The sequence below is a fragment of the Paenibacillus sp. G34 genome, from assembly GCF_056856875.1.
Genome location: NZ_CM166469.1, coordinates 3,663,968 through 3,689,394 on the forward strand (window position 1 = coordinate 3,663,968; position 25,427 = coordinate 3,689,394).

Below are 25,427 nucleotides of genomic sequence, written 5' to 3' on the forward strand. Positions count from 1 at the left end.
GTTTTTTTTGTCATTGTGCTTTTTCAGACCACTCTTCTACATTCCATGTTTTGGTGACCCAGCCTTCATAAAAATCCGGTTCGTGAGATACAAGCAAAACAGTTCCCTTGTATTCCTGCAACGCACGCTGCAGTTCAGCCTTCGCCGTTACATCCAGATGGTTCGTCGGTTCGTCAAACAGAACCCAGTTGCTTTCACGCATCAACAGCTTACACAATCGGACTTTAGCCTGCTCTCCTCCACTTAGCATGTTAAGAGGACGAGTGATATGCTCATTTTTCAGACCACAGCGTGCAAGGTGACCTCGCACTTCATTCTGTGTCAAATGTGAAAACTCGTTCCATACATCATCGATCGGTGTAATATTTCCCGCTCGCACTTCCTGCTCGAAGTAAGCTGTCTCCAGATAATCTCCAAGGAATGTTTTACCGCTGATCGGCGCAATTTTGCCCAAAATTGTTTTGAGGAGTGTTGATTTACCTACCCCGTTACATCCCACAATGGCAATCTTTTCTCCACGTTCAATCGTCATCGTCATCTTGGGTAATAGAGGATACGTATAACCAATTTCAAAGTCGATACCTTCAAAAACAGTTTTACTACTCGCGCGCGCATCCTTGAACTTAAATGTTGGTTTCGCGGCTTCGTCTGGTCGATCAATTCGCTCGACCTTTCCAAGTTGTTTTTCCCGGCTTTTCGCTCGACCTGAGGTCGAAGCTCGAGCTTTGTTGCGTTGAATGAAATCTTCCTGCTTTTTGATGTATTCCTGTTGCTTCTCGTAGGCATCAATATGCTGTGCTTTCTGCATATCTGCCATCTCCAGGAATTTATCATAGTTTGCAGCGTACCGAGTCAATTTGGCAAACTCCAAATGATAGATAACATTAACAACTTCATTCATGAACTCCGTATCATGAGAGATCAGCAGAAAAGCATAGGGATAGTCTTTCAAATAACGTGTTAGCCACTCAATATGCTCTACATCCAGATAGTTGGTCGGCTCATCCAATAGAAGGGCAGTAGGTTTCTCCAATAATAACTTCGCGAGAAGTACCTTCGTGCGTTGTCCACCACTAAGAGCCGCAACATCCCGATCAAGACCAATGGCATTTAATCCCAAACCATTTGCCATTTCTTCCACTTTCACATCGATCAGATAAAAATCGCCCTGGTCCAGCTGTTCCTGAATCTCGCCCATATCTTCGAGCAATTGTTCCAGCTTCTCTGGATCGGCATCAGCCATCTGATCCGTAATCGCCATCATTTCTTTTTCCAGTTCCAGCAATGGGAGAAAAGCATCTTTGAGTACATCACGAATCGTTTTGCCTGGTGTTAACTTCGTGTGTTGATCAAGATAACCGTAACGGACCTTAGGTGTCCATTCCACTTTACCGCTATCCTTAAGCAATTTTCCCGTCAGGATATTCATGAGGGTTGATTTTCCGGCACCGTTAGCTCCAACCAGACCAACTCGTTCTCCGGCAAGTAGACGAAAAGAAACATTTTTAAACAACGTACGGTCTCCAAAATTGTGACTGACGTTCTCTACTGACAATAAACTCATAAGATGAGACTGCTCCTATCTATTTACATTACTTTTAGTTATCGTTTCAAACCCCTATTCTAGCACAGGTTCAGTCTTTTCTGAAAGTAATGAAAAATGGGCAGAGCAATCATATTCAAAGTAACCCCTGGCCGCTGCCTGCTTTGCAGTCGTAAATACCTCTTCAGCACGAAAACCGGGGTTACAGGTGGCAGGATAATGATACTTAATCCCTGTTGAGGTATCAACTCCGCCAACAACTGCTGTTTTTTTGACCAGTCTACCTCCGCCAATCGCATAATTGTTAATCTTCTCATTCCCTTTGGCAATGCCCTGTATAAAAGCCATGATACCTGTATCATTGATCGAATTGTACCAATCTTCTTGTGAGATTAAGGGCATCGTAAACAAATAAGACACTCCATTTTTTCTTGCGAACTCATTATGGCGATTGATTACACCCGCAAGATCGTCCTGAACACGAGTCACGATGTGGCTGCGCCGTACCTGTTCAAAAAGCGTTGAATCCTGAAGCAGTGTAATTGTCGAACTCGTAGCCAATTCATACTGAAAGCCTTCGATCCATTTCCCTGCTCTAACATCATAAGCATGTACATAACCATCAAGTGTGAAGTTAATGCTGTTCCCTTCCGAATCTGAATAGGTATAAGGCTTTTTCGGGCTCCACACCTGTCTGAAAGATGCTTCCATCGTTCCTGTCATCTCGGTTTCCTTAGCAAAAATATAATAACCATCGTAATCCAGAATCACGATCGCCGGGATATAGTCAAACATATGTTGGATAGCCACCTTGTCATCCTGTATTCCCATGTTTAATGCCATCGTTTGGGTAAAGGTGGACAAAGCCAGCTCCTTATCCGCCTTCACGAACTTGGTAGAATCATAACCTGCTTCAGCATCTTGTTTTTCATTCTGGTGCATGACTGCACCAGCATCCATCACCGCGGTTTGAAGTGCTGCTTGGTAGCGATATGACAGTTCACTGGCCTTTTGCGCATCATGTGTATGAAACGTTAGCATGTAAAAGAGAGGAAAGAAAATGAGTACAAAAACAATGGAAAGCTCAGTAATCTTCATTCAATACCATGCCTCCATACGAAGCAAAAACCGCAGAAGCCTGGGCTGTGCCTTGTAACCATTCCCGTATCATCATAGAAGGTGTACGATTGGTGCTTTTAAGACTGACAGTGAAGAAATCACCCATGTTTAGTGTATATCTGCGCCCCGGATCACCAACAGACAGTGTACTAGGCAATGGATATAAACGCTCCTGAATCTGGGACAAGTAGTACGCATCGTAAACCACCTCATATGTACCCATGAAGCTGCTTTGAATTATCGGATCTGTATAGTGAGGAACATATTTTTTATGTAAATGTTCCATGGAAATATCATAATTGTTTCCGGTTTGTGCCAGCTGTTCTTGGAATTCCATCAGCATTCGAGGTGAGATATATCCCTTAGTGCGGACAGCATCCACAAATCGGGTGACACTCTGAGTCGCAGTCAAGCGCGCAATATCATCCTGACGTTCGGCGGCCTCTGCCGCAGGATACACATAGAGCAGAAGAACGGCAAGCAATACCGCAAACAACTTGGATGCTGCATTGATCACGGTCTCTCTACCTCCTTCCAAAAAGAAAGCTTTAACAATTCTCCGAGTGCACTTCGGTTATAATCAGGTCGATAGTTCCCCTTTAGTTCAAGCGGTATCATCGCTGATGGATCTACAAGTGGATCAATCATATAGGCATGACCGTCCACCTCCACTTGAACCCCTGTACCTGTCATTTGCCGCACAGTATGCAAAACCTCAGCTCCTGTATAACTGACCATTCCGCTCGTCTGAAGTGTCGTATGTATTCTGCCTTCCATGGCTGCATTTGTTTTCACCCTGTCGTTCAAGGCCTCGTTTAAAATACGGATGTTCCACTGCCCGTACAGGCAGGCTGTCACAAAAAGGACAACCGCTGTACAGAACAGCATCAGATGCTGTGTGTTCCGTGACATGTTTAACCAGCTCCAGTCAGGATTGCTGGAAGATCAGACCTCTAACCACATTGGATCTGTCTTTAACGATAATGGCCTTGAATTTACCGCTAGGATTAACGTATTGATTGTCTTTTTCACTCATCGTCTGATTGATGCTACCCACCTTGTCATCAGGGGCAATGACAGAACCATAGTCCGCATTATTAACGTCCTGAGAGATGTTGAGCTGATTGCCGTACCACTGTCCGCCTTTGTTTTTACCTGTAATAACCTGAATACCAAACTGGTCCTTGTCCGCGTATTTCCGTAAAGCATTGGTCACTTGTGAACCACTGATGGTTGTTCCGTCATACACGGTAAATGCTGCCTGAGACAATTCTGTTTGAATATCTGCAAAGTTATTCTGGGCTGTTTTCGTTGCCTCCTGAGCCGAAATAAATAACAACACCACAATCGTAATCAACGCAATGGTCAAAAATATTCCTGCAGCCACCTTTAAAGCACTTGATGCATTATTCATATGAAATACCCTCCTAGAGTGAAATGTTTGATTTAATGTTCGTATGTTTCTAAAAGCCAAGCACTACAGTTTCTGAATTTGTTCATAATACATGTTCATTTGCATAAAACTCATGCCAACCAGCGGAATTACGAGGTAAAGGAAGATTAGAGCGTACATAGGTGTGAATCCGATCGTTCTTCCCCAACCTGCCTTGACATCAATCATTTTGCTATATTCTTGTTTCCGCTGTTCAAAATAAAAGGCCATCATGCTTTCCAAATCATCAAAAGCTTCTCGAATGGATATTTTACCTAAAGCGAGTTGAAGTTTATCAATTAAACGTTGAAATTCAGGTAAGCCCACTTCCTCTTTTAATTGTTCAAGAGCTTGTTCAGGACCATGTTCGAAGTGAAGTAGACACTTTTGCAGTGGCCTTTTGAAAATAACAGCGAATCGATTAAGCCATTCCACAATCTCCTCCACAGACATACGATCCATCTCACGCAAAATGGAAATCACCGTCTGGAATTGATAGATTTCATGCCGCATATCCAAGCTTCGCATCTTACGTTGGAACAACATGAGCCAGATCGGCAGATAGTAGCCGCCTATACCTATGAACAGTGACAAAACAACTTCCCACCATCGCAAATACTGGTTGTTATATGCCTCTATCTTTGACATGATCCGCTGAATTGTTGCAGTCTGTGTATCATGGTCAGGTTGAACTGGCGCAAGTTGTAACAGAGCATTGGAGATATCCTCGTATGTGGCTCCACGCTGCATTTCAACATATGCCATAATCGTTCCGTCAAGCGCCGTCTTCTCTCTGGCCACTTTCATATCCGCCTCCGACATTGCACCAAACATACGGTCATCCCTAATTGGATCATACATGATGTGATTACGCTCGACTTGATGCAACGCAAGAGTCATTCCTACACTCAGGACCAGACAACTTGCGAACAGCATTAATCTGCGAATCGCGAGCCATTCGTATTTTAACTCGGCATTGCTCTCTCTCATTAATCTGATCGTCTGATCGTACGAGGCAGTCCCGGGTCTGGGAGCAAAAAGCATAGCCATTTTCCGTATAAAGAACTGTTTGTACAGAAACCGATCCAGTCCGGGTTCCTTCTGCCCAGAGCGATAGCGCGTTTCATCATATTGCTGAAGACGTTGTAACAGCAAATACGCAACAATGATGATCACGTAGATGGATATTTTAGTGATGAAACCAAGCTTGCTGTGATAAAATTCATCCATTGTCGGGAAATTGACTCGAGCCCAACGTTCAATTGGCCCTGTAAACAGAACAGGCGCAAGAGCAATCACATTTAATCCCTGTAGCAGATAATCAAGCCGATCACGTCTCAAAATCTCCAGATGTATCTCCTGAGTCAGATTACCTAATCCTTGAAGATAAATGGAACCCTGCTGCTTGTCCTTATCTCCAAACTCCATTACCATATAAGAAACACCCGCAAAACCTTTGAGAAAACGGTTTGGTGCCACTTCATAATATCGTTCAAGTGCTTCATTGGGATCGGGGGAAGTTAGCGCTTCATAGATCAACCTCACTTGCTCTGCGGCTTCTCCTGCCCCAGCCTCAGACGCTTCATACAGTGCTTCCTCAACCATTCCATGTTGGTGATACCGATGTCTTACATCTGCGAAAAGATCAAGCATTTGCATCAGAAGTTTTTTCTCCATACGACTCAAGCACATATCCAGTACAAGACTATTAAGTACGACAGCACAAAGGATGGCCAGAATGATAAAAGTGAGGCCAGGCTGCAACCAAAACAGCGCAACACTGGTACTTCCATACCCGCCCATAATAATCAGAACAACGGTCATCGTGACTTTGCGAAGCGCTGGTTCGTCCTTGGCATAGCGGTAGGATATTCTTTTTTGCACCTGTAAAATATATACCGAAAGCAAGGGCACCTTTATACCAACTTGATACGCTTGCAACAAAAACGATCCCCAATTTCTGTACTTATTACTTTGAATGCGGGCGACATTCGTGGCAGCGTATGATGAGACAGATTCTCTTCGCCGCATTATGTGAAGAATAATTAACGTCGTGGCTAAACCAATGGCACAAATACCGACTACAAATAACAAAATCCATTTAATGCTCATAGCTTTCACCCCAGTGTTGTCCGACAAACTGCCTGAATTTCTCGGCATCCGGTAGCGTCATTTGTTCCTGCATATCCGAAATGCTCGCGGCGGAGATTGGAGCAGTAGCCACATATTTCCCTTGCTGATACTCCACTACATTTCTAAATGTGAACCCCGCCCTCTCTTCAACGTCCACAGCTTCGCGGGAATGGGGAATACATTCGGTGATTCGCTCAATATATCTGCGACCCTCTGCATCTTTTTTCATATGGACATCAAAGTTAATGACACTGACAACCTGTTCTTCGGCGATATGCTCATGCTGGAACATGCCTGTTTTGAGCAATGAATTCCGGAGTGAAAACACCAGATCACGAAATGTCTTGGCGTGATGCGTAAACAGAGTGAACAGGCTCGCCACTTGTGCCATCTGTATCATCCAAGCAGCCACCTCATCACTCGCAACCTCACCGAGAATGTTTACTGTCCCATCTGTTTTTTTCTGTAGATCCAGTCCCTGCTGACCCGATATATGTTCTGTTTCCCGAAAACTCAGAATGTTACGGCGACTATATATCCGTCTTAATTGCAGCTCGAATGCCATCTCCTGTACTCGCAAAGTATAGGAAGCATAGATATGTTTCACCATGGCCATCAACAATGTTGTTTTACCTGAACCCTGAGCACCTGTCACTGCTGTAATCCGGCTGCCTTTCATCAAGTATTGCAATAACCCGATTGGTATCTGTGCGTTGTTACCCGTAATCAATTGTTCAAGAGAAGCATTGGGAATATCAAACTTGCGAACAAAGAATGCCCATGATTCAGCAAAAGGAGGACGCACGACGACGACACGTGAGCCGTCTTTCATTTCATTCACTTTATAACCACTTGCTTCTGACAATTGACCAGGATAATTGTATTTGTATATGTTCTGACACACTCTTTTCAACTCACGAATGCTGCCAAAGCTCAAAAAAGACAGGTGTATGGACTTACCCTTATAAAAAATCCAAACACTCTCCATCCCGCTAAGCGGTTCTTCGTCATGTTCATCCTCAAAAGCATGTTCCAAAAGATCATTCCAGGAAGCAGGTGTGTGATTCCCCATATGGGGGAGCGTATCAAGAATCCCGCTTACCCCGCCACTTACACCATCGATCCGTTGATCCCTGATCTCATCCACGACTGAGAATCCTTTATAGTGCTGGTAGATGCGCTGCACGATAATTTCTACCTTTTCTCTGAAACCCAGTTCCCGGTATTCGCAATCAAAGACATACTGGATATCTCGCTCGGAAATATAATAACTGCCGCCATCTTGTGAACCTTCTTCCAGCCTTAGTTTACCTAAATCATACGTGTCGATCATTCTGGAGAGTGCATCTGTCCCAAATTGTTGACGGTATAAATAAAACACGATCTCGAAGCGATCTTGCGTGGTTAACCGTTCGGGTTCAGCGAACATCATCACTTCATCCACATTGGATTTATTTAGACCAATACTTCTTGTCAACAAGTCACCAATCAGATTTTTGACATATGTCTTGTCACTGATGCTTCCAGACACACAGCCTTTGAGCGCTTTTCTCATCTCAGCACGCTGATTGATTCTGCGGCGATACTCTTCCTCATGTAAACCTGCATCGGCAAGCTGGCTATGACTTACTTCATGCAATAAATTTTTAACTTGTTCAATTAATGTCTCGATTGTAAAAGACTCCTGCTCAGGTACATGCCCACTTTTCTCCCGAATATAAGCTCTATACTTGAACCAGACATAATATATACCTGCAATCAGAATAATCGTTATAATAATCCCATTCCAAACCATTGGAGATTCAGGCTCCCCTTTCTAGCCTCTTCAGCACAGTGCGCATCCCCGCACCATCCATAATCAGGCGAGTGAGTTCCCCTATGCCAGCGGTCAAACTCCCCTTACGAACATCCTGTTTTTCACTCAGATTCTCAAGCTGAAGATATCTGGCAACATCTCTCCGATTCATCGCATCCAAATATCCGGTTGTATACGGGATTGCGGAAAGACTCCCCTTGTACCTGAAACCACGCTTAATATTGGAGAGCGTAGCTCGAGAATGTGTATCATACTTATTAATAAGTACATGCAGCTTTTGTTCACTCAATTGTTCAGGCAAGATTTCTTCAAAAAATTGTTCAAGGTTCCTCATATTTTGATTCAGAACAACGACTACATAATCGGCTTGCTGCATTATAAGCTGTGGATTAATATTAGAGCTCTCTGCATCCAAAAGCACGAGATCATAACATTGATTAGCAGTGTCCAGCAGCTTTTTTAATACTTCCCCTTTTTCTTTCGCAGATCGCTCACTGTTGTTCATGCTTCCGGTTAGCAGATCAAGTCGGTCTTTCAACAGCGGCTTCGTGTAATCCCTTAAGTTATGTTTGTTAAGACTACCACTGATAAACAGTCGTTCAACAGCATCCCAACCACTTTCTTCAAAAGAATATAATATATCAGCGGGAAGCTTCTCATCGTGAAATATACCTGCTTCTATGCCGCAGTTTGCCTGACCTGTATTGACCAGTAACACTCTTGTTCTATACTGGAATGCTGTCGCATAAGCACTCATTAATGTACATGATGAACAGCCCATTTCGGCAAAAGGACTCCAAAATGCGATCGTACTCATGCCCTCAGCCTCCCTGCTTCCTTGATTGCTTGGCGGCTGCGAACGCTCTCCCAACCAGTAAGTTGTTCTACAACACGACATAACGATTTTTTGTAGTTTCTGGACAATGGGCCAAGCTGTACACGGTGATAATGTTCATTTTCTAGTTGGACTGCGGCGCTCAGTTCATCCCATGGAAGGATTAAAGAGTCACCTGTCCATTGAAAGGGACTTCCGTCAAGAAATGCCCACAGATAATGGACTTCAAGTCTGCAATCCACACCATTGATCAACATTCGCTGGAAGGTCAACTCTTCAGGAAGTTCCTGCTCGGTGAGTAGTCGCTCCAGCCATCCTTTCCCCCGCTCCAGATTGTATCGCTCATAATCACTCACCCAGACGCGAACTTCTGCTGTTAGCCATACATTTCGAGAAGCAAATTGCAAAGTTTCTATGTCATATAACACATAATCATAACTTTCCAGACGCTCACCGTACATCTGCAAATGATGTTCCACCGCCGCCCCAGTTACGAAATGACAAGCAATATCAAAACCCTCAAATTCCACAACCCGTAAACATTGCTGATGATCCCCAACCCTGTATCCATATTTTTGTTGCAACGTGCCATCCACCAGTAGAACTCGTTTACCTGTTGAGGCAAGTATTTTACATAGATATAACATCAGGTCATTTTTCTCACATAAACCTGCAAAAATCCATATATTCACTGATCAACGCCCCGCAATATCGATTTAATGTTGTTATAAGAATAATCCATTTGAATTAATCACTCACTTCCCGTCAGCAATTGCTGTTGTTCATTCAATGTTGAAGATTGGATGTCGTCCGATACCTCTCCAGTTTGACCCACTTTCGTATTGCCTGTACCGTCATTCCAGATCGTTGCGTTTGACCCAGATGGATCTTGTGCTATCGGCCTTTTGTTATACGTAACCGAGGATTGTGCCACATCTTGTTCGACACCATTAGATGGGGCTGACATGGAGGCAGCAAGCGAACTTTCGAGTGAACTTCGAACTTGTCTCGATAATTCCTGCTCGGCATGACGCACGATGTTGGGATCACTCTCCAGTAGCTTTAACACTTCGGAATTGGCTGGATACGTCGGAATAGCAGCTGTCTGAAATTGTGGTTCTACATAGGTTAAAGCGTATATTGAAGCTTTATGTAAATAGGCATCCACGATTGCACTGGACAACGATAAAATCTCTTCTTCTGTCATCGTTATCCATAATGTCGCTGTATTTAACCGTTCCACTTTTTTCTTGGACAAGAGAATATAGTCTTGACCTGTGGGAAACTGAATACGAACATCGATCATGTCTCCTTTGGCAAGTGAAGATGGCAGCAATACCACTTGCAACTCGCGATTTCTTAAATCAGGTGATGCCGGTGTCTCCTCATAGACCATTTCCGTTGTAATGGCTGTTCCTTTTTTAAGCTCAATTTTGGCTGACTGCCCGTCCAGCTTTTGCGAACTGGACCACAGATTGCGCGGAGCCTGGGCATCCGGTATCGCGATCAATTTTAGATCCTTAGGGGTGATCGTTTCTCCTGCTTCAATATCCCTGACGGTAACCCACCCTTGCGCACCAGAATTCCATTGCTGTAACAACTCCGTTTCTTTCTCCTCATAAGCTGACAGATAACGGGCCTCCATAGCTGACCTGACATCCTCTGTTGTCTTGAGTTGGTATACCACGTATCCTCCAAAGATCACACCTACAGCTCCTGCTCCAATCAGTCCAGCATAAATCAGTTGACGACTTTGTTTTCTTAATTTGGACAAAAGAGGCTCTCCTTTCACAATCTCCTCTATTCATATACTTTTCTGCGTGAAAACAATGAACGTTTTGGGGGCTTCTTCACGATTAAATGCCCTAAAATTTGTGCGAATACCTTATCCATATGTGCATCCTTGTCAAATGGGTCAAGCTGCAGCGGCATTGTGTATACACTTGCAGTATTCAGTGCTCTGCGCACACGTTCCACAGCATCTGCTGCGGCAAGGGGAAGACAGTAGATCCATTTCTCCCTAGGATAACGATAATGCGAGCGTACAAAAGTACTGATCTCTGCTTGTTTCCATTCCGCCCCGGAACCAATCACGATCGGCAGATCCGCACGCAGAAACTCCTCAAGCCGGTTTTGATCCTGACCACTGCCAAGATCCATCACAATGAACTGATAACTTCCGCCCAGCAGGGATAAAATATCGGCTCGGCCCGACTGTTTCCAATAATGCACGCCGTCCACCGCAAACTGTCTGCTTGATGCCACAGGTTTACCGCCCAGCGCAATTTGCTGAATTCTCGCAAACGATTGAGAGCGAGGTGACATTTCAATAACAGCAACCTTGAAGTCCTGCCTCTCCAGATAATGACTGATCGCAATCGCGGTATGAGTAACACCTGCTCCAGCGGAGACCCCCGTAAGTGCAATTACTCTGGTCCCCCCATCAAGCGTCATCTGGTAATCTAAATGGGATGATGATACTCCAGGTATTCGAAGAAGTTCTTTTCTCACCTCATCGGCCGTTTGAAACCTTTCATTTGCATCATATCGCAACAATCGCCTAGCAACAGGAATGTAAGTTCGCGGGACATCACTCCGTATAGAACTTTCCACGCCTTGGACCCATTCGGTATAAGCTCCACTCGTCATGAGGTACAACATTAAAGCTCCAAGGCCATACAGGTCTGAACGGGCATCCGTTTGCCCGAAACCATACTGTTCAGGTGCCGCAAATCCTGCAGTCCCAAGCTTAACCGTGTCTTCAGCATGTTGAGCCTTATAACTGCGAGCAATGCCAAAGTCAATCAAGCGTACTTCATACTCCGGTGTAATCATAATGTTGGACGGCTTTAGATCCCTATAAATGATAGCAGGATTCAGGTTATGCAGATAACTCAAAACATCAAGCAACTGGAGTACAAATTCCATCAACTGCTCCACCGGAATTTTACCCCGGCACTGTTTGAAGTAGTCACTCATCGTTAACCCTTCAATACATTCCATGACAAGGTACGTATAACCGTCATCGTCAGGAGCAAAAAAATCAACAATCTGCGGAAGTCTCGGATGGCGCAATGATGTCAACAGAGCCGCTTCTCTCTCCATACTGCCTTCATAGGGCATCTTCGTGACGCTTTCCTTCACAGCCCAGATCTTCCCTGGCAGCTTCAGATCCTCTGCCTCATACACATGGCTCATTCCTCCTGAACCAAGAATCGATAGAATACGATATCTTCCTCCCAGCAGGCTTCCGCGTTCTAGCCTCGCCGGATGTCTCATAGGTCTCCCTCCTTCGAAACAACATAAAAAGGGAAAGCTTCACCGAAAATGAGCACACTGGAGTTCCAGTGATGTTCACTTCGGGATGCTTTCCCTCAAAATTATTGTCGTTATGGTTAATATTGGTATCATTATAGTACACATAATCAACCGTTGTAAAGCAGAATATTTTATAAGTTAAATGACTTAATATTTAATCATATAAAGTGTGATCTCTTCACGATTATGAAACAGCTGCTTCGAACGCTGAATCTGCATCCGTGAACGCTCAAACGTATCAATAACGTCTTTAATGAGCGCGAGCGGTTTCTTGTGGAGCAGTTTTACGGTAACAATCGCCGTTCCACCAGACTGAAGACTGTATAGAAGATCAGATACCAACCTGCTCATCAGTTTCGGACTCCAGCTCATATCACATACAAGCAGATCGAATTCACCTTCGCGGAAGCGAACATCACCCGCATTTTTTTTCAAAAAGGTCAGCTTAGGTGAAGCGAGCAAGGTTGCATCCATTTTCGCAGGGTCTACCGCCGTTACCTCAAGGCCGCGCTCAAGCAAGAACGATGTCCAGCCCCCAGGTGCTGCGCCAATATCAAGTCCTTTATGAAACGAAGTAAAATCAATACCGAACGTTTGCTCCGCTTCAAGCAACTTAAACTTGGCTCGCGAGATTTGCCCTTCTTCCTTCTGAAAACGGATCGCTCCGCCGCTCCAATCGGACAGATTCTGTTCGGGTTTGGACACACCTGCATACAACACATCATCAGCAGCAAATACCGAAATGACATACTCCGCATCCCGAATGACCCAATCACTTCCCAGATCATCCAGCTTTTCTGTCAGCGTTTGTTTCAACGCAGCTGCATTTTCACGCCAAAAAGAACCTTCTGTTTTGCGAGTTTGTATGACAACTTTAGCACCCGACAATTCTTCGTGGTTCAAAATAAAAGCAATCAACTTCTCCATAGACTGCTCTGCGTCTTCCGTATTCTCTTGAAATTGAACAGGCTGAATGTGACGTAAAAACGTTGGAGACTCTTGCAAAAGTCTAATCGAGACTTCTTCCTCTGCAACCGGCAAACCGGCTAGTAAAATCTCACCTGGAACCAGCACCGTGCTCTTAACTGCTCCAAAAGTACGGCGTAACTCCTCCTGCGCATAAGGCGCAAAGCCGTGATTGGCAGTGCATATAAAACGAGAGAAGCCTGTTTCTCCCGAAAACGATTGTGTACTCAACTTGTGTTACCCTCCAGAACGTACGCGTATCCATGGACGATCCTCATGCCACTGAACTTCCACCGGAATATCATACGTATGCTTAATTGTATCTTCTGTTAATATCTCATGTTTTGGCCCCGCCGCGGCAATTCGTCCATCACGTATCAATGCAACATGAGTAAACAACGGCACGATCTCTTCCACATGATGGGTGACGTACACCACCGTCATATTCCGCTGGCGCAAACGGTCAATCTCAATCAGCATCTTCTCACGCTCATACAGATCAAGGCCAGCACACGGCTCGTCCATAATAAGCAGCTTCGGTTCCGCCATCAACGAACGTGCCAGCATAACTTTTTTGCGCTCTCCTTGGGATAACGTTCCCAGTGGTTGGTTTGCCAGCTTTGCGAAGCCCATCTCATCCAGAAGCTGCATCGCTTTTGATTTCACTTCATCCGGAATCGTCTGATAAAAACGCAAAAAAGCATAGGCTCCTGTAGCGACAACCTCCCACACCGGATCACGTAAGGTCAGTTTTTCAATCAGGGTTTGGCTGATATAACCGATTTCTTTGCGAACTTCTCGGACGTCGCATTGTCCGTATACATTACCCAGAACTTCAATGCGTCCCGAACTTGGAAACATATATCCATTTATCATTTCCAGCAAGGTGGTTTTACCTGATCCGTTACGTCCAAGAATAACCCAATGTTCTCCTGGTCCAATACGTAGATGAACGTCATCCAGAATCTGATTTTCTTCACGGCGAAGAGAAATTTGCTCCATCGTTACAATACTCATTTCAACACCGCCTTCCGAATTTCATTCAGTAGATGCTCAACGGAGTTCATCCGGTAAACCATCCTCGGCACATCTTGCTCACCATCAAATAACATTAACGCCGGTACACTCGAAATCTGAAATTGCTGAACAAGCTCAGGAATATCATGAATGTTCATTTCATATAAAACACCTTCTGGCAACATATGCTCAGCGACTTCCAGCATACGACGTGCCGCTGCACACGTTCCACACAACGGGGTATAAATAAATACAGCCTGAGGCACACCTTCCCATACACCGCGCATTACCATTTTAGATGTGATCGGCTTCATGACTCCTCAGCCTCCGCAGCCAGACGAAGCATGACTTCACCTGTCATCGGGCCATTGTGAATTACAACCGAGTCAGGTTTATTGCTATATAACATCTCGTACATCTGCCGTTTTCCATACATACTCGACGTATGTAAATAGATTTCACGCGGATACAGCCCTTCCCTTACAATCGCAGCAGCAACCTCACCGCCGTTCATCGAATCCGGTCCAAGCTCATAGTCCAGTGACAAAATATCTACTTCGCCTTCTCTCAATAACAAAAGGCAATCCTCTGCATTAGTAGCCAGTACAAACCCTTTTGGACAAGAACGATAGTCATCGAGAAAAACATGCATCGTCTCGCACCTCCCCACTTATAACCAGGAACGCATCAGATTTATATCTTGTCGGTGCGTTCCATCATCTCCCGTTTCCGTCTCCAGTACAACAACCGATTGTTGAAAATCTGGCGATTGCAGCAGTGTCTGCATTGATTTATAGCCGATATGACCCTGACCAATTCTCGCATGTCTGTCTTTGTTCAAACCGGATGCATACTTGGAATCATTAAAATGAACAGCTGCCAGGACATCCCAATATCCTAGTTGTCTGCCCTTCTCTAACAAAGCTGCCTCATCTCCGTCTTTCCACATCCCTGAAGCAAAAGCATGACATGTGTCGAAGCAAAAAGCAATATGTTCCGAATATCGGCTCAGCTTGCGAATCTGAATCATCTCTTCCATCGTTGTTCCCATGGAGCCATGATCCCCTGCCTGATTTTCAAGCAAAATTTTAGATTCGCCTTGCCAGCCTTCCAGTGCGGTATCCAAGCATTGTAATACATTTCGGTATCCATCCAGCGGGTCTTTGGTCTGAACATGACCAAAATGCACGACCGTGCCCACAGAGCCGCAAGCGTCCGAAATTTCAAGATCATTGCGAATCGATGAAACAATAGCATGAAAACCCGCCTCTCCACGGGTCATGCCAAGTGCCGGATTCGTGGGATAAGGCGAGTGTGCAATGGAAGCTAGTCCATGCTCTCTGCACCATTCCCTGCACTCTGCAGCATCCTTCGGGTTCAGACGTTTCAGACTGAGACTGCGCGGGTTTTTCGGGAAATACTGAAAAGCCGTCGCTCCCATCTCATATGCTCTCTTGGCTGCCTGCAAAAATCCACCTCTGGTGCTAACATGTGCGCCGATGCCGGTTTTAGGCCTCATGCTGACAATTCGGACAGAAAAATGCCTTCTTGCCCGTAATTTCAACTTTCTCAATGGTTCCCCCGCAGCGTGGACAAGCTTCGCCTTCCCGGTCATAGACCCTACACTGCTCGTCAAATTTTCCTGTTTTGTCATCGCCATGCATCAGCGGCATTTCCATATAACCACCCTCCGATGCAGCTTCTCGCAACACGGACTGCATAGAGTGATACAATCGCTCAGTCAGTTCTGTTGAGTTTGCAATGTTCTGCGTTTTTGAGCTTGGTCTTAATCCTGCCGCAAAGGCGATTTCATCTGAATAACAATTACCGATGCCTGCAATAATATGTTGATTTACCAACGTTGTTTTGAGTGTTCCCCGCCGACCTTTAAGCAGCCCAGCAAAACGTTCCTTATTCATTCTTCGATCCAGAGGCTCCGGTCCAAGATCGGACATTGCTTCTTCTGTTTCCTTGGAAGTCATCAGATGCAGATAACCGAGACGTAAACCAATGAAAAATAGAATATGTTCTCCAAATTGAATCTCTACCTGTGTTGTGCGGTCAGGACGCTCGTCCTCCGTGCCCCAGAACAACATGCCACCTAGCATCAAGTGAAGCACAAGGCGTTTTCCGTTAGCAAGGTGAAAGATCAGATGTTTTGCTCTCCGCTCTACAAATATAATGCGATTGCCTTTTAGTTCACTTATAAAGACATCAGAAGTCGTATTAATCGTCTTTTCACGGTTAACAACTACCCCCGTAATCGGTAAATCAAGTATATGCTCGGACAATAACGTCCGGTAATTTTCCATTTCCGGTAACTCTGGCATGCTTTATCTACTCCTTCTTGGAAGCATGTTCAGCCTTTTCGACTAACCATGCAATCAGTGTATGCAAATCTTCAAAAACATGATCTGGACGTGCCTTCACGGCCTGAATATGTCCATCCATATTTTCATGTGTAGTGACACCTGTCAGAACAAGCAATGTTTCGCAGCCCGCTGCGACACCTGCAGCAATGTCCGTACGCATATTATCCCCGATAACAGCCACTTCTTCAGCTTTCAAGTTCAACCGGCGAATGGCTGATCTCATAATAATGCTTGAAGGTTTACCGATCACCGTTGGCTGAACGCCCGTCGCTGCTTCAATGGCAGCCCCAATCGTACCCGCACCAGGCGTTAATCCATCATCAGCCGGCAGCTGAAGATCCGGGTTAGTCATAATAAACTTAGCTCCGCCATTGATCCAGCGGAGTGCCTTTGTTAATTTTTGATAGGTAAATTCACGATCAATACCTTGAATGACAATCTCCGGCTCATCCTCTGTCAGAATTAAACCAGCTTCTTCAATGGCCTGTAGCAGGCCATTTTCACCAATGCACGCCACCTTCGCCCCGGGAGATTCAGCAGCAACGTACTCGGCAGCGGCCACCGCAGAGGTACATACCTCAGATGCATCAGCTGCTATCCCCATCCCGTTAAGATGATCGGACACACCTTGAGGTGTGCGGGATGAGTTATTGGTTACGAACAAATAAGGCAATCCCTGCTCCTGCAGCGTCCGGATGAGCTGATCGGCTCCATCGATACGATGTCTGCCATGATACAGCGTACCATCCAGATCGATGAGATAGGCCTTAATCATATACAGCACTCCTTTCTTCATTCCATTAACATTTCATACTTTAATAAGGGTTAACGTTGAAAACAAACCTTTATTTTATGTATTCAAGCATGAGGGTGGCTCTTACTTACACAAGCACGCAACACAAGTCGAACCGGATCGAACACAGACGATTTAACACACGCGCCTTCTGTACAAGCTTGTCATTTCCTGCGCTTTCCCGGAAAATAATTCGGAGTATTTCCCTGCTCATATTGCCCATCCTACACGCTTTCTGAACAGATTGCAAAAGGGACTTCGGGAACAATTCTCCCTCAGTCCCGTCTCATTCGCCGGTTGTTTATTATAGCCTGCTCCACCCCTCAGGACATAAGCTTTATTACTATGAATCATGCTTACGATGCACAACAGGAATCAGCTGGTGCTCGTTAGCAAGTCTTGTGTTCGGGAAGATGGACTTCGCTTCATCCAATAGAGGCTGAAGCTGTTCCTCATCCTTATAACGCGAGCTGAAATGAGTCATGATCAGCTGTCCTGCATTCGCCGCTCGGGCCGCTTCCGCCGCTTGTCGGGACGTACTATGATAGTATTCATGAGCTGTGTCGGCCAGTTCATGCATAAAGGTTGCTTCATGAACAAGAACGTCTGCTTCTTGAGCCAGAGTCTGGACGTTATCGCAAGGGCGCGTATCACCCAGGATCGTAATTACCACTCCACGTTTAGGAGCTCCCAAAACATCCTCAGGCCGTACCGTTTCTCCACTATCCAGTGTAATCGTCTCTCCGCGTTTTAACCGTCCGAACAGAGGGCCTGGTTTCAGTCCGTATGCTGCTAATTTAGCCGAATCCAGACTGCCAGGACGATCTTTCTCCGTAATCCGATAGCCATAACTGTCAATCCGGTGTTCAAGCAAGGCCGACTCAACGATAAAACTATCATCCTCAAACAGTACACCGCCAGTATGCTCCACAATATTCAAATCATAATTCAGACGGGATTGACTAAGCTCCATCGTTGTTGCAATCATACGTTCCGTACCTGGCGGTCCATACACCGTTAGCGGAGTCGTTCCGCCCTGATATGCCCTACTGGACAGCAAGCCCGGTAATCCAAATACATGGTCTCCATGCAGATGGGTTATAAATATTTTCTCCAATTTGCTTAGTTTAAGCGGAGAACTTAAAATCTGATGCTGTGTTCCTTCCCCGCAGTCAAACAACCACAGCGCTCTGCGCTCATCCAACATGCGTAGTCCAATGGACGTTACATTCCGTTGCAGCGTAGGTACACCAGCATTAGTTCCCAGGAAATATAGTTCCATTCTGGATCGCACCTCTTTCTGTTGCCAGCAAAAAACCTCCGACCATGCGGAGGGCTTGCCTGACAACTTGTAAATTTATGCTTTTTCGACGTTAAAATATTTGGCCTGCGGATGGCTGAACACCATCGCAGACACCGATGCTTCCGGTTCCATCATGAAACCTTCCGTCAACTCTACTCCGATATCTTCAGGCTGCATCAGCTTGAATAACGGGCCCTGATCCTCCAGATCCGGACAAGCCGGATATCCAAAGGATACTCGAATTCCCTGATAGCGTGCACCATGACGCTGTTTCATCGTCATTTCAGCCGAATCCGGGAAGCCCCAGATATCTCTCATCATATGATGCACACGTTCTGCCAACCCTTCTGCCACTTCCAGTGCTACCGACTGCAGTGCGTGTGAACGTAGATAATCCCCTTGATCCTTCCACGCTGTGGACAGTTCACGTACACCATGTCCCGCAGTGACAACGAGGAAACCCACATAATCCATTTCACCGGATTCAACCGGCTTCAGGAAGTCGGATAGACACAGGAATGGCTCTACCTTTTGACGTGGGAACGTAAACGTGTGCAGGATGTTGCTGGTATCTTGCGGATCATAAATAATGACGCTATTGCCGCTCGATTGTGCCGGGAAGAAGCGATACATCGCATGAGCCTGAATGATTCCGTCACGAACCGCTTCCTGCATAATGCCGTCTACGACCGCTTTCAGATCCGTTGCTTTGGGATCGCCAGCTGCAAGCAATTGTTCAACCGAACCACGTAGTCCCAAATGGTGTCCAAGCAGCATCTGCATATTCACATAAGGCAAGATGTGGGATAACGGATAATTCCGTAACGTGTGGCGCTCCAGATCAGGAGGTATAAGCACAGGATGATCAGCTGAAATGGCTGAGCGCTCTACTCGTGTAAGTTCAGGAAGTGCTTGAACCTCTCCCGCATTCGACGCATCAGCTTCTTTTTCCGCATCCATCTCCGCTTGCATGGTTTCCCGTGTCACAGGATTCATTAGCTTATTCGCCAGATCCAGACCGTCCATCGCATCCTTCGCATAAACAACCATACCATTATATTCAGGACGAATCCGATTTTTGGTAAATTTACGCGTTAACGCTGCTCCACCTACCATAATTGGCACATCAATTCCGGCTGTACGTAAATCCTGAGCGGTGAGGATCATCTGCTGCGCAGATTTTACGAGCAGTCCTGAAAGGCCAATAGCATCTACCTTTTCTTCCCTGTAGGCCTCGATAATACGCTCTGGTGGTACTTTTATACCCAAATTAATGATCCGGTAACCGTTGTTGGACAAGATGATCTCCACCAGGTTTTTACCGATGTCATGTACATCCCCTTTTACAGTAGCGAGAATAATTTTTCCTTTGACAGCTGTTTCATTCTTCTCCATGAACTGCTCCAAATATGCTACAGAAGCTTTCATCACTTCTGCACTCTGAAGCACTTCTGCTACTATTAACTCATTGTTGTTAAAGAGACGTCCGACTTCTTCCATGCCCCTCATCAACGGACCGTTGATGACTTCAAGCGCTGAATATTTGGTGAGAGCCTGCTCCAGATCGGGCAACAAACCCTCTTTGCTTCCTTCAACGACATAAGAAGCGAGACGTTCTTCTAATGAGAGGTTCGAGATTTTTTCTTTCTTCTCTACCTTTTTGTTACGGAATGCAGCTACGAAGGCAGCGAGCGTATCATCGTTTGTATTATATAAAAGCTCTTCCGAGAGTCTGCGTTCTTCTTCCGGAATGGACGCGTAGCGCTCCAGCTTCTCGGTATTCACGATGGCATAATCCAGCCCTGCTTTGGTACATTCATACAGGAACACGGAGTTCAGCACCTCACGACCTGCTTCAGGCAAACCAAAGGAGATGTTACTAATACCCAGAATCGTGTGACACTCTGGTAACGCTTCTTTAATGATACGTATACCTTCAATCGTTTCTTTTGCAGATCCGATGTACTGCTCATCACCCGTACCTACCGGAAAGACCAGTGTATCAAAAATAAGATCTTCTGGTTTCAAACCGTATTTGTTCACCAGCAAATCATAGGAACGTTTGGCTACCTCAAGCTTGTCCTCGCGAGTGATCGCCTGACCGCGCTCGTCAATCGTTCCGACAACTACGGCTCCGCCATATTTATGCAACAACGGTGTTACCAGTTCAAATTTCTCTTCGCCATCCTCAAGGTTAATGGAGTTAATTATCGCCTTCCCTTGTGAATATTGGAGTGCTGTATCGATAACCGCAGCGTCTGTCGTATCAATCATCAGCGGAACCTTGACCTTTTTAACCACAAGTTCAAGGAACTTGATCATATCTTCCGTTTCCTCACGGTCAGGGTCCTGTACGCAGACGTCAACGATATGAGCTCCATTTTTCACTTGTGCCCGTGCAATTTCGGAAGCTTCTTCATACTTGCCTTCGACAATTAAGCGTTTGAATTTCCGTGAACCGAGTACGTTGGTGCGCTCACCAACCATATAAGGACGATTATCCTGCTCGACATATACCGGCTCGATACCAGACAATGCAGGCGGGTGTGTTCCGTTCATTTCTCTTGGGGGGTACTTGGCAAGTGTATCACGCATGGCTCGGATGTGTGCTGGCGTTGTTCCGCAGCATCCTCCAGCAATGTTCAACCATCCTTGTTCTGCGAAAGCCCCAATTTTCTGAGCAAGCGAGTCTGGAGATTCGTGATAGTTACCATTCTCATCAGGCAGACCCGCATTTGGATAACAACTTACAGCTACAGAAGCCATGCCTGACAGAGAACGAATATGGTCACGCATGAACTCCGGACCTGTCGCACAGTTTAGTCCCACCGAAATCGGGTTAAGGTGTTCTAAGGATATATAAAAAGATTCAATGTTCTGACCGGCCAAGGTCGTACCCATCGGTTCAATCGTTCCTGAGATCATAAGAGGCAGCTTAACACCACTTTGATCAAATGCTTGCTGAATGCCGATGCTACCCGCTTTGACATTGAGGGTATCCTGTGAAGTTTCAAGCAGTAGCGCATCAACGCCTCCCTCTATTAAAGCAAGGGCCTGCTCGAAATAACTGTCAATCAGTTCCTGGAATGTCACCCCGCCAGTCACGGACAGCGTTTTCGTAGTTGGACCCATCGCACCGACAACATATCTTGGTGACTCTGGTGTGGAGAAGCGGTCAACAGCTGCTTTCGCAATTCTGGCTGCTTCCAGATTTATTTCACGTGCACGATCTTGGATATCGTACTCAGCAAGCACAACCGAAGTCGCACCAAATGTATTGGTCTCAATTAAATCGGCACCGGCTTCCAAGTATTCCTCATGAATACGCTGGATTAATTCTGGACGTGTCAACACCAACATTTCATTGCATCCATCCAGATCTTCGCCGCCGAAATCTTCGCTGGTCAGATCCACTTGTTGAATCATTGTCCCCATTGCGCCGTCGAGGATTAATATTCGTTGTTTTAATGCATCGTGTAGACTAAGCTTATCCAATATCTTCACCCCCGCAAAACGTTAAATCTTAGTTTAACAGAAACTTACTTAATGTGAAAGATCGGTTTTGCTCCCGAAAGGTCGCGAATTTGCAGGAATGAAGCAGAATTGTGAATCGACAAAATTTGAGTAATCCGATATAATATCAATTAATCCAAGTGGAAAAGAGGGAAAGCGCATGGCTGAAATTGTTATCCGAAATACGAACGAACGAATCACTGGAGACGAGAACGTTCGAAATTTCTTGAACAAATATGACGTATTATATGAGAAATGGGACGCTTCCAAATTAAACACTGAATTGCAAAACAATTTTGGACTGACCGATGATCAGAAGCAAGAGGTATTGGAAACCTTCGATTATGAGATCAAAGACTTGGCGGCACGCCGCGGTTATCAAATCTGGGATGTCATCACTCTTTCCGAGCAAACACCAGACATCGAAGAAAAACTGGCCAAGTTCGAAGAGATTCATACACATGCTGAAGACGAAATCCGCGCGATTGTTGCGGGGAAAGGCATCTTCGTCATTAAATCAACGGATGATACAGGTTATTTTAATGTAGAATTGTCTCCTGGAGATGTCATATCGGTACCTGAAAACACACCGCATTTCTTCACTTTAATGGAGAACAAACAAATTATCGCGGCACGTCTGTTCATCGAAAAAGATGGCTGGATCGCCGATCCGTATCCTGATCCAACGTTTATCAAAAACGCCTAACTTTATTATTAACAAGTTAACATGCTTAACTAACCCCCTGCTCATAAGAGTCGGGGGTTAGTGTGATGATACACTTTATTCGCTATTTAAGTTGTAATCAGTTATTTGCACTGGAGTGCCTCTTTCCATTCAGCCCTAGATGAAATAATGAGGATACTTGTCCTTTAAAATCTCCTGCTCGTATACTACAAGCCTGAGATGTGCTTCCATAACCTGAGCCGCTTCCTCCGTTTGACGCTCTGTAACCAGCCTTAGAATCTCTTTATGTTGAGAGATGATCACTTCGAGATTCGAGTCTTCTGCTAACCGGAGTAATCGTAATCGATTAAACGGCATGTTCAACTGTTGCAACATTTTCCACGTCCGCAGCTTTCCAGTGCCCTGAAATAAAATCTGGTGAAATTCCTCATCCAATTCAAACAATCGATAAAAGTTCTTTTTCCCAATACACACTTCCTGCATGGCAATGTTGGTTTCTAATTTGAACATGTACTCTTCAGGAAACGAAGTACATGCTAACATGACAATTTCCTTCTCCATCTTCTCGCGCATAAACCTGCCTTCTTCCACATGCTCCAGGTTAATATGCGAAACAATAGTGCCACTCTGTGGAATGATATCCAGCAGTTCTTCTTCAGCAAGCTTCATAAAAGCTTCTCTTACCGGTGTGCGGCTCACCTGTAATTCATCTGCGATCTCTTTCTCGGAAATTTTGGTACCCGGTTCAAGCTCAAGATGAAGAATTCGTTCTTTGAGCAAGTTATAAGAATAAGCTCTGGTAGAGCCTCTTGTTTTCTGATTAAATGCCATGCCTTGACCTCTTTCTCTCAGCCATATTCCTTCCATATTAGCACAAACTACCGCTCCACTTAAATAACTTTAGTGAAACGGTAGCTCGGCTTCAAATCATGCAACTTACTTTTTGTTTTCCTTATACGTCTTATACGTGTCATTAGCCATCTTCACATAATTGGATAAGCCCTGACTCTCCAGTTCTTTTAGGAATGTATCATACTCAGATAACTTCCGTTCACCAATTATGAACTTCAACGTGTTCTGGTCTGTGTAGTCTTTGAGCGGCGTGCTCATCAGTGTTACACGTTCACGATCTTCGGAAGAATACGGGATAGGCGGTTCAGCCGGAATTACTTCTTTTGTCTCTTTCATATTTTTCTGGAACTCAAGTTCTTCTTCGCTAAACATCGATTGAAGCAGGTCTGTTGTCCCGCCGTAAGCAAATACACCACCAGAGAATCCGAAGTCAACGCGAAGGTCTTTCGTCCCCTTAGGGTTCAAACCATTGTAATTAATATCATCCACCAACTTGCGTTTACCACCTTCTTTGGTATAGGTCTCGTTCTCTACACCCCACTTCGCAAATTCCTGGCCTTCATCACTGTAATACAACCAATCGATAAATTGTAGAATGGCTTTGAAATGTTCACTATCTTTAATTTTCCCAGAAATCATCACACCGTTTTCGAGTCTGGAACCCGACATCAACTGGCCTTTCGGCCCGCCCGGAACCGTAATCTTAGCAATCGAGAACTTCCCTTCACCCAACGTTTTATTCATATCATTTCGATGAAGCACAAGTGTTTGTGAGTTACCATTAATCATAAAGGACTTGCCCGAAACGAATTTTTGAGTAGCTTGATCATCGTCTTGAGTGAAGCTTTCCTTATCCAGGAGCCCTTCTGCGACCATTTTGTTAAAAAAAGCAAGCAATTCCTTGTACTCTGGCGTCGTTGCCGTAGACACAAATTCATCCTTGTCGGCTTTGTAGGTCAAGCCATTTCCAAATCCCCATCCAGCCTTAGTCCCAAACCCCGTAGCTGCAATGCCAAGTGTACTGTTGAATTTGAAACGGTCTGAAAATGGAATGGAGTCTGGATAGATTTCTTTTAATTTTTTCGCTGCGGTATAGACTTCATCCCAGGTTGTTGGAATGGCTATATTATTTTCTTTTAAAATATCTGTTCTTACGATCAGTGTATAATCAGGCCATACTTCCTCATGCAATCCCGGTAAAACGTAATACTTGCCGTCCTCCTGACGCAGTCCTTCAAGTTCAGGCTCGAGTTTCCATTTTTCAATTTTGTCCTTAAAGTTCGGCATCAAATCGATGTAATCACTGATTGGCAGAACAGCTCCAGAAGATACAAAGGCAGACTCTTCACCCGGATAAGTCTTTGGAATAACGAGCGGAGCATCGCCAGAACTGATTAACAGCGATCGCTTCTGTGGATAGTCACTCATCGGCACGATGGTTGGCTCCAACGTAACTCCTGTCATCTCCGATAATTTTTTGAATAACAGCCAGTCTTTTTTATAAGGATATGTCGGATGATCACTATACAAAATAGAAAGATTAAATGGTTCCGTCGCTTTGAATGTTTCACCCACTTTATAACTCTCCATGGCTGATTTCGTGCCCACTTCCGAAACATCTGGTCCTGTTCCAGCACCACTGCTGCAAGCAGCAAGTACAGCCGACATTGTCATTGCCAGAATCATCTTACCAATCATTTTGCGAGGCTTTCTTTTCAAACCAATCATCC

Annotated in this window: 23 protein-coding genes; 1 reads left to right on the top strand and 22 read right to left on the bottom strand. The window is 45.1% G+C overall.

Annotation, left to right across the window (positions count from 1 at the left end):
• Window positions 1-10 precede the first annotated feature (10 nt).
• The 20 genes from AC1VYS_RS16515 to metH form a co-directional block, all read right to left on the bottom strand.
• The gene (locus AC1VYS_RS16515) at window positions 11-1,564 is read right to left on the bottom strand and encodes an ABC-F family ATP-binding cassette domain-containing protein (protein WP_482910608.1); all 1,554 of its coding nucleotides are present in this window, start codon (window positions 1,562-1,564) and stop codon (window positions 11-13) included.
• Window positions 1,565-1,618: 54 nt separating this feature from the next.
• Window positions 1,619-2,641 carry a hypothetical protein gene (locus AC1VYS_RS16520; protein ID WP_482910609.1) on the bottom strand — a complete coding sequence of 341 codons (1,023 nt, stop codon included), beginning with the start codon at window positions 2,639-2,641 and terminating at the stop codon, window positions 1,619-1,621.
• The gene (locus AC1VYS_RS16525) at window positions 2,628-3,179 is read right to left on the bottom strand and encodes a hypothetical protein (protein ID WP_482910610.1); all 552 of its coding nucleotides are present in this window, start codon (window positions 3,177-3,179) and stop codon (window positions 2,628-2,630) included. The genes AC1VYS_RS16520 and AC1VYS_RS16525 overlap by 14 nt, the downstream gene beginning before the upstream one ends.
• Entirely contained in the window at window positions 3,176-3,574 is a 399-nt protein-coding gene (locus AC1VYS_RS16530; RefSeq protein WP_482910611.1) for a hypothetical protein, read from the bottom strand. The genes AC1VYS_RS16525 and AC1VYS_RS16530 overlap by 4 nt, the downstream gene beginning before the upstream one ends.
• 16 nt (window positions 3,575-3,590) lie before the next feature.
• Window positions 3,591-4,076: an ABC transporter permease gene (locus AC1VYS_RS16535; RefSeq protein WP_090916729.1), complete on the bottom strand. Its 486-nt coding sequence runs from the start codon at window positions 4,074-4,076 to the stop codon at window positions 3,591-3,593.
• Window positions 4,077-4,139: 63 nt separating this feature from the next.
• Complete coding sequence (locus AC1VYS_RS16540) at window positions 4,140-6,206, bottom strand: hypothetical protein (protein ID WP_482910612.1); 2,067 nt, start codon at window positions 6,204-6,206, stop codon at window positions 4,140-4,142.
• Window positions 6,196-8,022: a pilus assembly protein CpaF gene (locus tag AC1VYS_RS16545; RefSeq protein ID WP_482910613.1), complete on the bottom strand. Its 1,827-nt coding sequence runs from the start codon at window positions 8,020-8,022 to the stop codon at window positions 6,196-6,198. The genes AC1VYS_RS16540 and AC1VYS_RS16545 overlap by 11 nt, the downstream gene beginning before the upstream one ends.
• A 7-nt stretch (window positions 8,023-8,029) precedes the next feature.
• Window positions 8,030-8,860 carry a CpaE/TadZ family protein gene (locus AC1VYS_RS16550; RefSeq protein ID WP_482910614.1) on the bottom strand — a complete coding sequence of 277 codons (831 nt, stop codon included), beginning with the start codon at window positions 8,858-8,860 and terminating at the stop codon, window positions 8,030-8,032.
• Window positions 8,857-9,570: a hypothetical protein gene (locus AC1VYS_RS16555; protein WP_482910615.1), complete on the bottom strand. Its 714-nt coding sequence runs from the start codon at window positions 9,568-9,570 to the stop codon at window positions 8,857-8,859. Before AC1VYS_RS16555 ends, AC1VYS_RS16550 begins: the two co-directional genes overlap by 4 nt.
• Window positions 9,571-9,629: 59 nt before the next feature.
• Window positions 9,630-10,652, bottom strand: coding sequence for an SAF domain-containing protein (locus AC1VYS_RS16560; protein ID WP_482910616.1), 1,023 nt, complete (start codon window positions 10,650-10,652; stop codon window positions 9,630-9,632).
• Window positions 10,653-10,678: 26 nt separating this feature from the next.
• Window positions 10,679-12,157 carry a serine/threonine protein kinase gene (locus AC1VYS_RS16565; RefSeq protein ID WP_482910617.1) on the bottom strand — a complete coding sequence of 493 codons (1,479 nt, stop codon included), beginning with the start codon at window positions 12,155-12,157 and terminating at the stop codon, window positions 10,679-10,681.
• A 186-nt stretch (window positions 12,158-12,343) separates the two neighbouring features.
• Window positions 12,344-13,393, bottom strand: coding sequence for an SAM-dependent methyltransferase (locus AC1VYS_RS16570; protein WP_482910618.1), 1,050 nt, complete (start codon window positions 13,391-13,393; stop codon window positions 12,344-12,346).
• Between the two features lie 6 nt (window positions 13,394-13,399).
• Window positions 13,400-14,179, bottom strand: a complete 780-nt coding sequence (locus tag AC1VYS_RS16575; protein WP_482910619.1) for an ABC transporter ATP-binding protein — start codon at window positions 14,177-14,179, stop codon at window positions 13,400-13,402.
• On the bottom strand, window positions 14,176-14,493 hold the full coding sequence (locus tag AC1VYS_RS16580; protein ID WP_482910620.1) for a thioredoxin family protein: 318 nt from the start codon (window positions 14,491-14,493) through the stop codon (window positions 14,176-14,178). The genes AC1VYS_RS16575 and AC1VYS_RS16580 overlap by 4 nt, the downstream gene beginning before the upstream one ends.
• Window positions 14,490-14,831, bottom strand: coding sequence for a cyclic-phosphate processing receiver domain-containing protein (locus tag AC1VYS_RS16585; RefSeq protein ID WP_482910621.1), 342 nt, complete (start codon window positions 14,829-14,831; stop codon window positions 14,490-14,492). The genes AC1VYS_RS16580 and AC1VYS_RS16585 overlap by 4 nt, the downstream gene beginning before the upstream one ends.
• A gap of 18 nt (window positions 14,832-14,849) precedes the next feature.
• Complete coding sequence (locus tag AC1VYS_RS16590) at window positions 14,850-15,698, bottom strand: deoxyribonuclease IV (RefSeq protein WP_482910622.1); 849 nt, start codon at window positions 15,696-15,698, stop codon at window positions 14,850-14,852.
• A complete protein-coding gene (locus tag AC1VYS_RS16595) occupies window positions 15,688-16,509 on the bottom strand; it encodes an Fpg/Nei family DNA glycosylase (protein WP_482910623.1) in 822 nt (273 codons plus the stop codon). The genes AC1VYS_RS16590 and AC1VYS_RS16595 overlap by 11 nt, the downstream gene beginning before the upstream one ends.
• A gap of 7 nt (window positions 16,510-16,516) precedes the next feature.
• Complete coding sequence (locus tag AC1VYS_RS16600; RefSeq protein WP_482910624.1) at window positions 16,517-17,326, bottom strand: TIGR01457 family HAD-type hydrolase; 810 nt, start codon at window positions 17,324-17,326, stop codon at window positions 16,517-16,519.
• A 361-nt stretch (window positions 17,327-17,687) separates the two neighbouring features.
• Window positions 17,688-18,626 carry a ribonuclease Z gene (gene rnz / locus AC1VYS_RS16605; protein ID WP_482910625.1) on the bottom strand — a complete coding sequence of 313 codons (939 nt, stop codon included), beginning with the start codon at window positions 18,624-18,626 and terminating at the stop codon, window positions 17,688-17,690.
• A 75-nt stretch (window positions 18,627-18,701) separates the two neighbouring features.
• A complete protein-coding gene (gene metH, locus AC1VYS_RS16610) occupies window positions 18,702-22,142 on the bottom strand; it encodes a methionine synthase (protein WP_482910626.1) in 3,441 nt (1,146 codons plus the stop codon).
• Between the two features lie 178 nt (window positions 22,143-22,320).
• On the opposite strand from metH, the gene AC1VYS_RS16615 reads away from it, so the two are divergent.
• Window positions 22,321-22,866, top strand: coding sequence for a cupin domain-containing protein (locus tag AC1VYS_RS16615; RefSeq protein WP_482910627.1), 546 nt, complete (start codon window positions 22,321-22,323; stop codon window positions 22,864-22,866).
• Window positions 22,867-23,001: 135 nt separating this feature from the next.
• On the opposite strand, the gene AC1VYS_RS16620 is transcribed toward AC1VYS_RS16615, so the two are convergent.
• Window positions 23,002-23,676, bottom strand: coding sequence for a GntR family transcriptional regulator (locus AC1VYS_RS16620; RefSeq protein WP_090916761.1), 675 nt, complete (start codon window positions 23,674-23,676; stop codon window positions 23,002-23,004).
• A gap of 105 nt (window positions 23,677-23,781) precedes the next feature.
• Entirely contained in the window at window positions 23,782-25,416 is a 1,635-nt protein-coding gene (locus AC1VYS_RS16625; RefSeq protein ID WP_482910628.1) for an ABC transporter substrate-binding protein, read from the bottom strand.
• Window positions 25,417-25,427: the final 11 nt, after the last annotated feature.

Excerpts from the sequence above, each read along its gene's own strand:
- AC1VYS_RS16565 (WP_482910617.1), bottom strand. The coding sequence starts at position 12,157 with ATGAGACATCCGGCGAGGCTAGAACGCGGAAGCCTGCTGGGAGGAAGA.
- AC1VYS_RS16515 (WP_482910608.1), bottom strand. The coding sequence starts at position 1,564 with ATGAGTTTATTGTCAGTAGAGAACGTCAGTCACAATTTTGGAGACCGT.
- rnz (WP_482910625.1), bottom strand. The coding sequence starts at position 18,626 with ATGGAACTATATTTCCTGGGAACTAATGCTGGTGTACCTACGCTGCAA.
- AC1VYS_RS16520 (WP_482910609.1), bottom strand. The coding sequence starts at position 2,641 with ATGAAGATTACTGAGCTTTCCATTGTTTTTGTACTCATTTTCTTTCCT.
- AC1VYS_RS16545 (WP_482910613.1), bottom strand. The coding sequence starts at position 8,022 with ATGGTTTGGAATGGGATTATTATAACGATTATTCTGATTGCAGGTATA.
- AC1VYS_RS16530 (WP_482910611.1), bottom strand. The coding sequence starts at position 3,574 with ATGTCACGGAACACACAGCATCTGATGCTGTTCTGTACAGCGGTTGTC.
- AC1VYS_RS16620 (WP_090916761.1), bottom strand. The coding sequence starts at position 23,676 with ATGGCATTTAATCAGAAAACAAGAGGCTCTACCAGAGCTTATTCTTAT.
- AC1VYS_RS16550 (WP_482910614.1), bottom strand. The coding sequence starts at position 8,860 with ATGAGTACGATCGCATTTTGGAGTCCTTTTGCCGAAATGGGCTGTTCA.
- AC1VYS_RS16585 (WP_482910621.1), bottom strand. The coding sequence starts at position 14,831 with ATGCATGTTTTTCTCGATGACTATCGTTCTTGTCCAAAAGGGTTTGTA.
- AC1VYS_RS16535 (WP_090916729.1), bottom strand. The coding sequence starts at position 4,076 with ATGAATAATGCATCAAGTGCTTTAAAGGTGGCTGCAGGAATATTTTTG.
- AC1VYS_RS16615 (WP_482910627.1), top strand. The coding sequence starts at position 22,321 with ATGGCTGAAATTGTTATCCGAAATACGAACGAACGAATCACTGGAGAC.
- AC1VYS_RS16575 (WP_482910619.1), bottom strand. The coding sequence starts at position 14,179 with ATGAGTATTGTAACGATGGAGCAAATTTCTCTTCGCCGTGAAGAAAAT.
- AC1VYS_RS16540 (WP_482910612.1), bottom strand. The coding sequence starts at position 6,206 with ATGAGCATTAAATGGATTTTGTTATTTGTAGTCGGTATTTGTGCCATT.
- AC1VYS_RS16580 (WP_482910620.1), bottom strand. The coding sequence starts at position 14,493 with ATGAAGCCGATCACATCTAAAATGGTAATGCGCGGTGTATGGGAAGGT.
- AC1VYS_RS16590 (WP_482910622.1), bottom strand. The coding sequence starts at position 15,698 with ATGAGGCCTAAAACCGGCATCGGCGCACATGTTAGCACCAGAGGTGGA.
- AC1VYS_RS16600 (WP_482910624.1), bottom strand. The coding sequence starts at position 17,326 with ATGATTAAGGCCTATCTCATCGATCTGGATGGTACGCTGTATCATGGC.
- AC1VYS_RS16595 (WP_482910623.1), bottom strand. The coding sequence starts at position 16,509 with ATGCCAGAGTTACCGGAAATGGAAAATTACCGGACGTTATTGTCCGAG.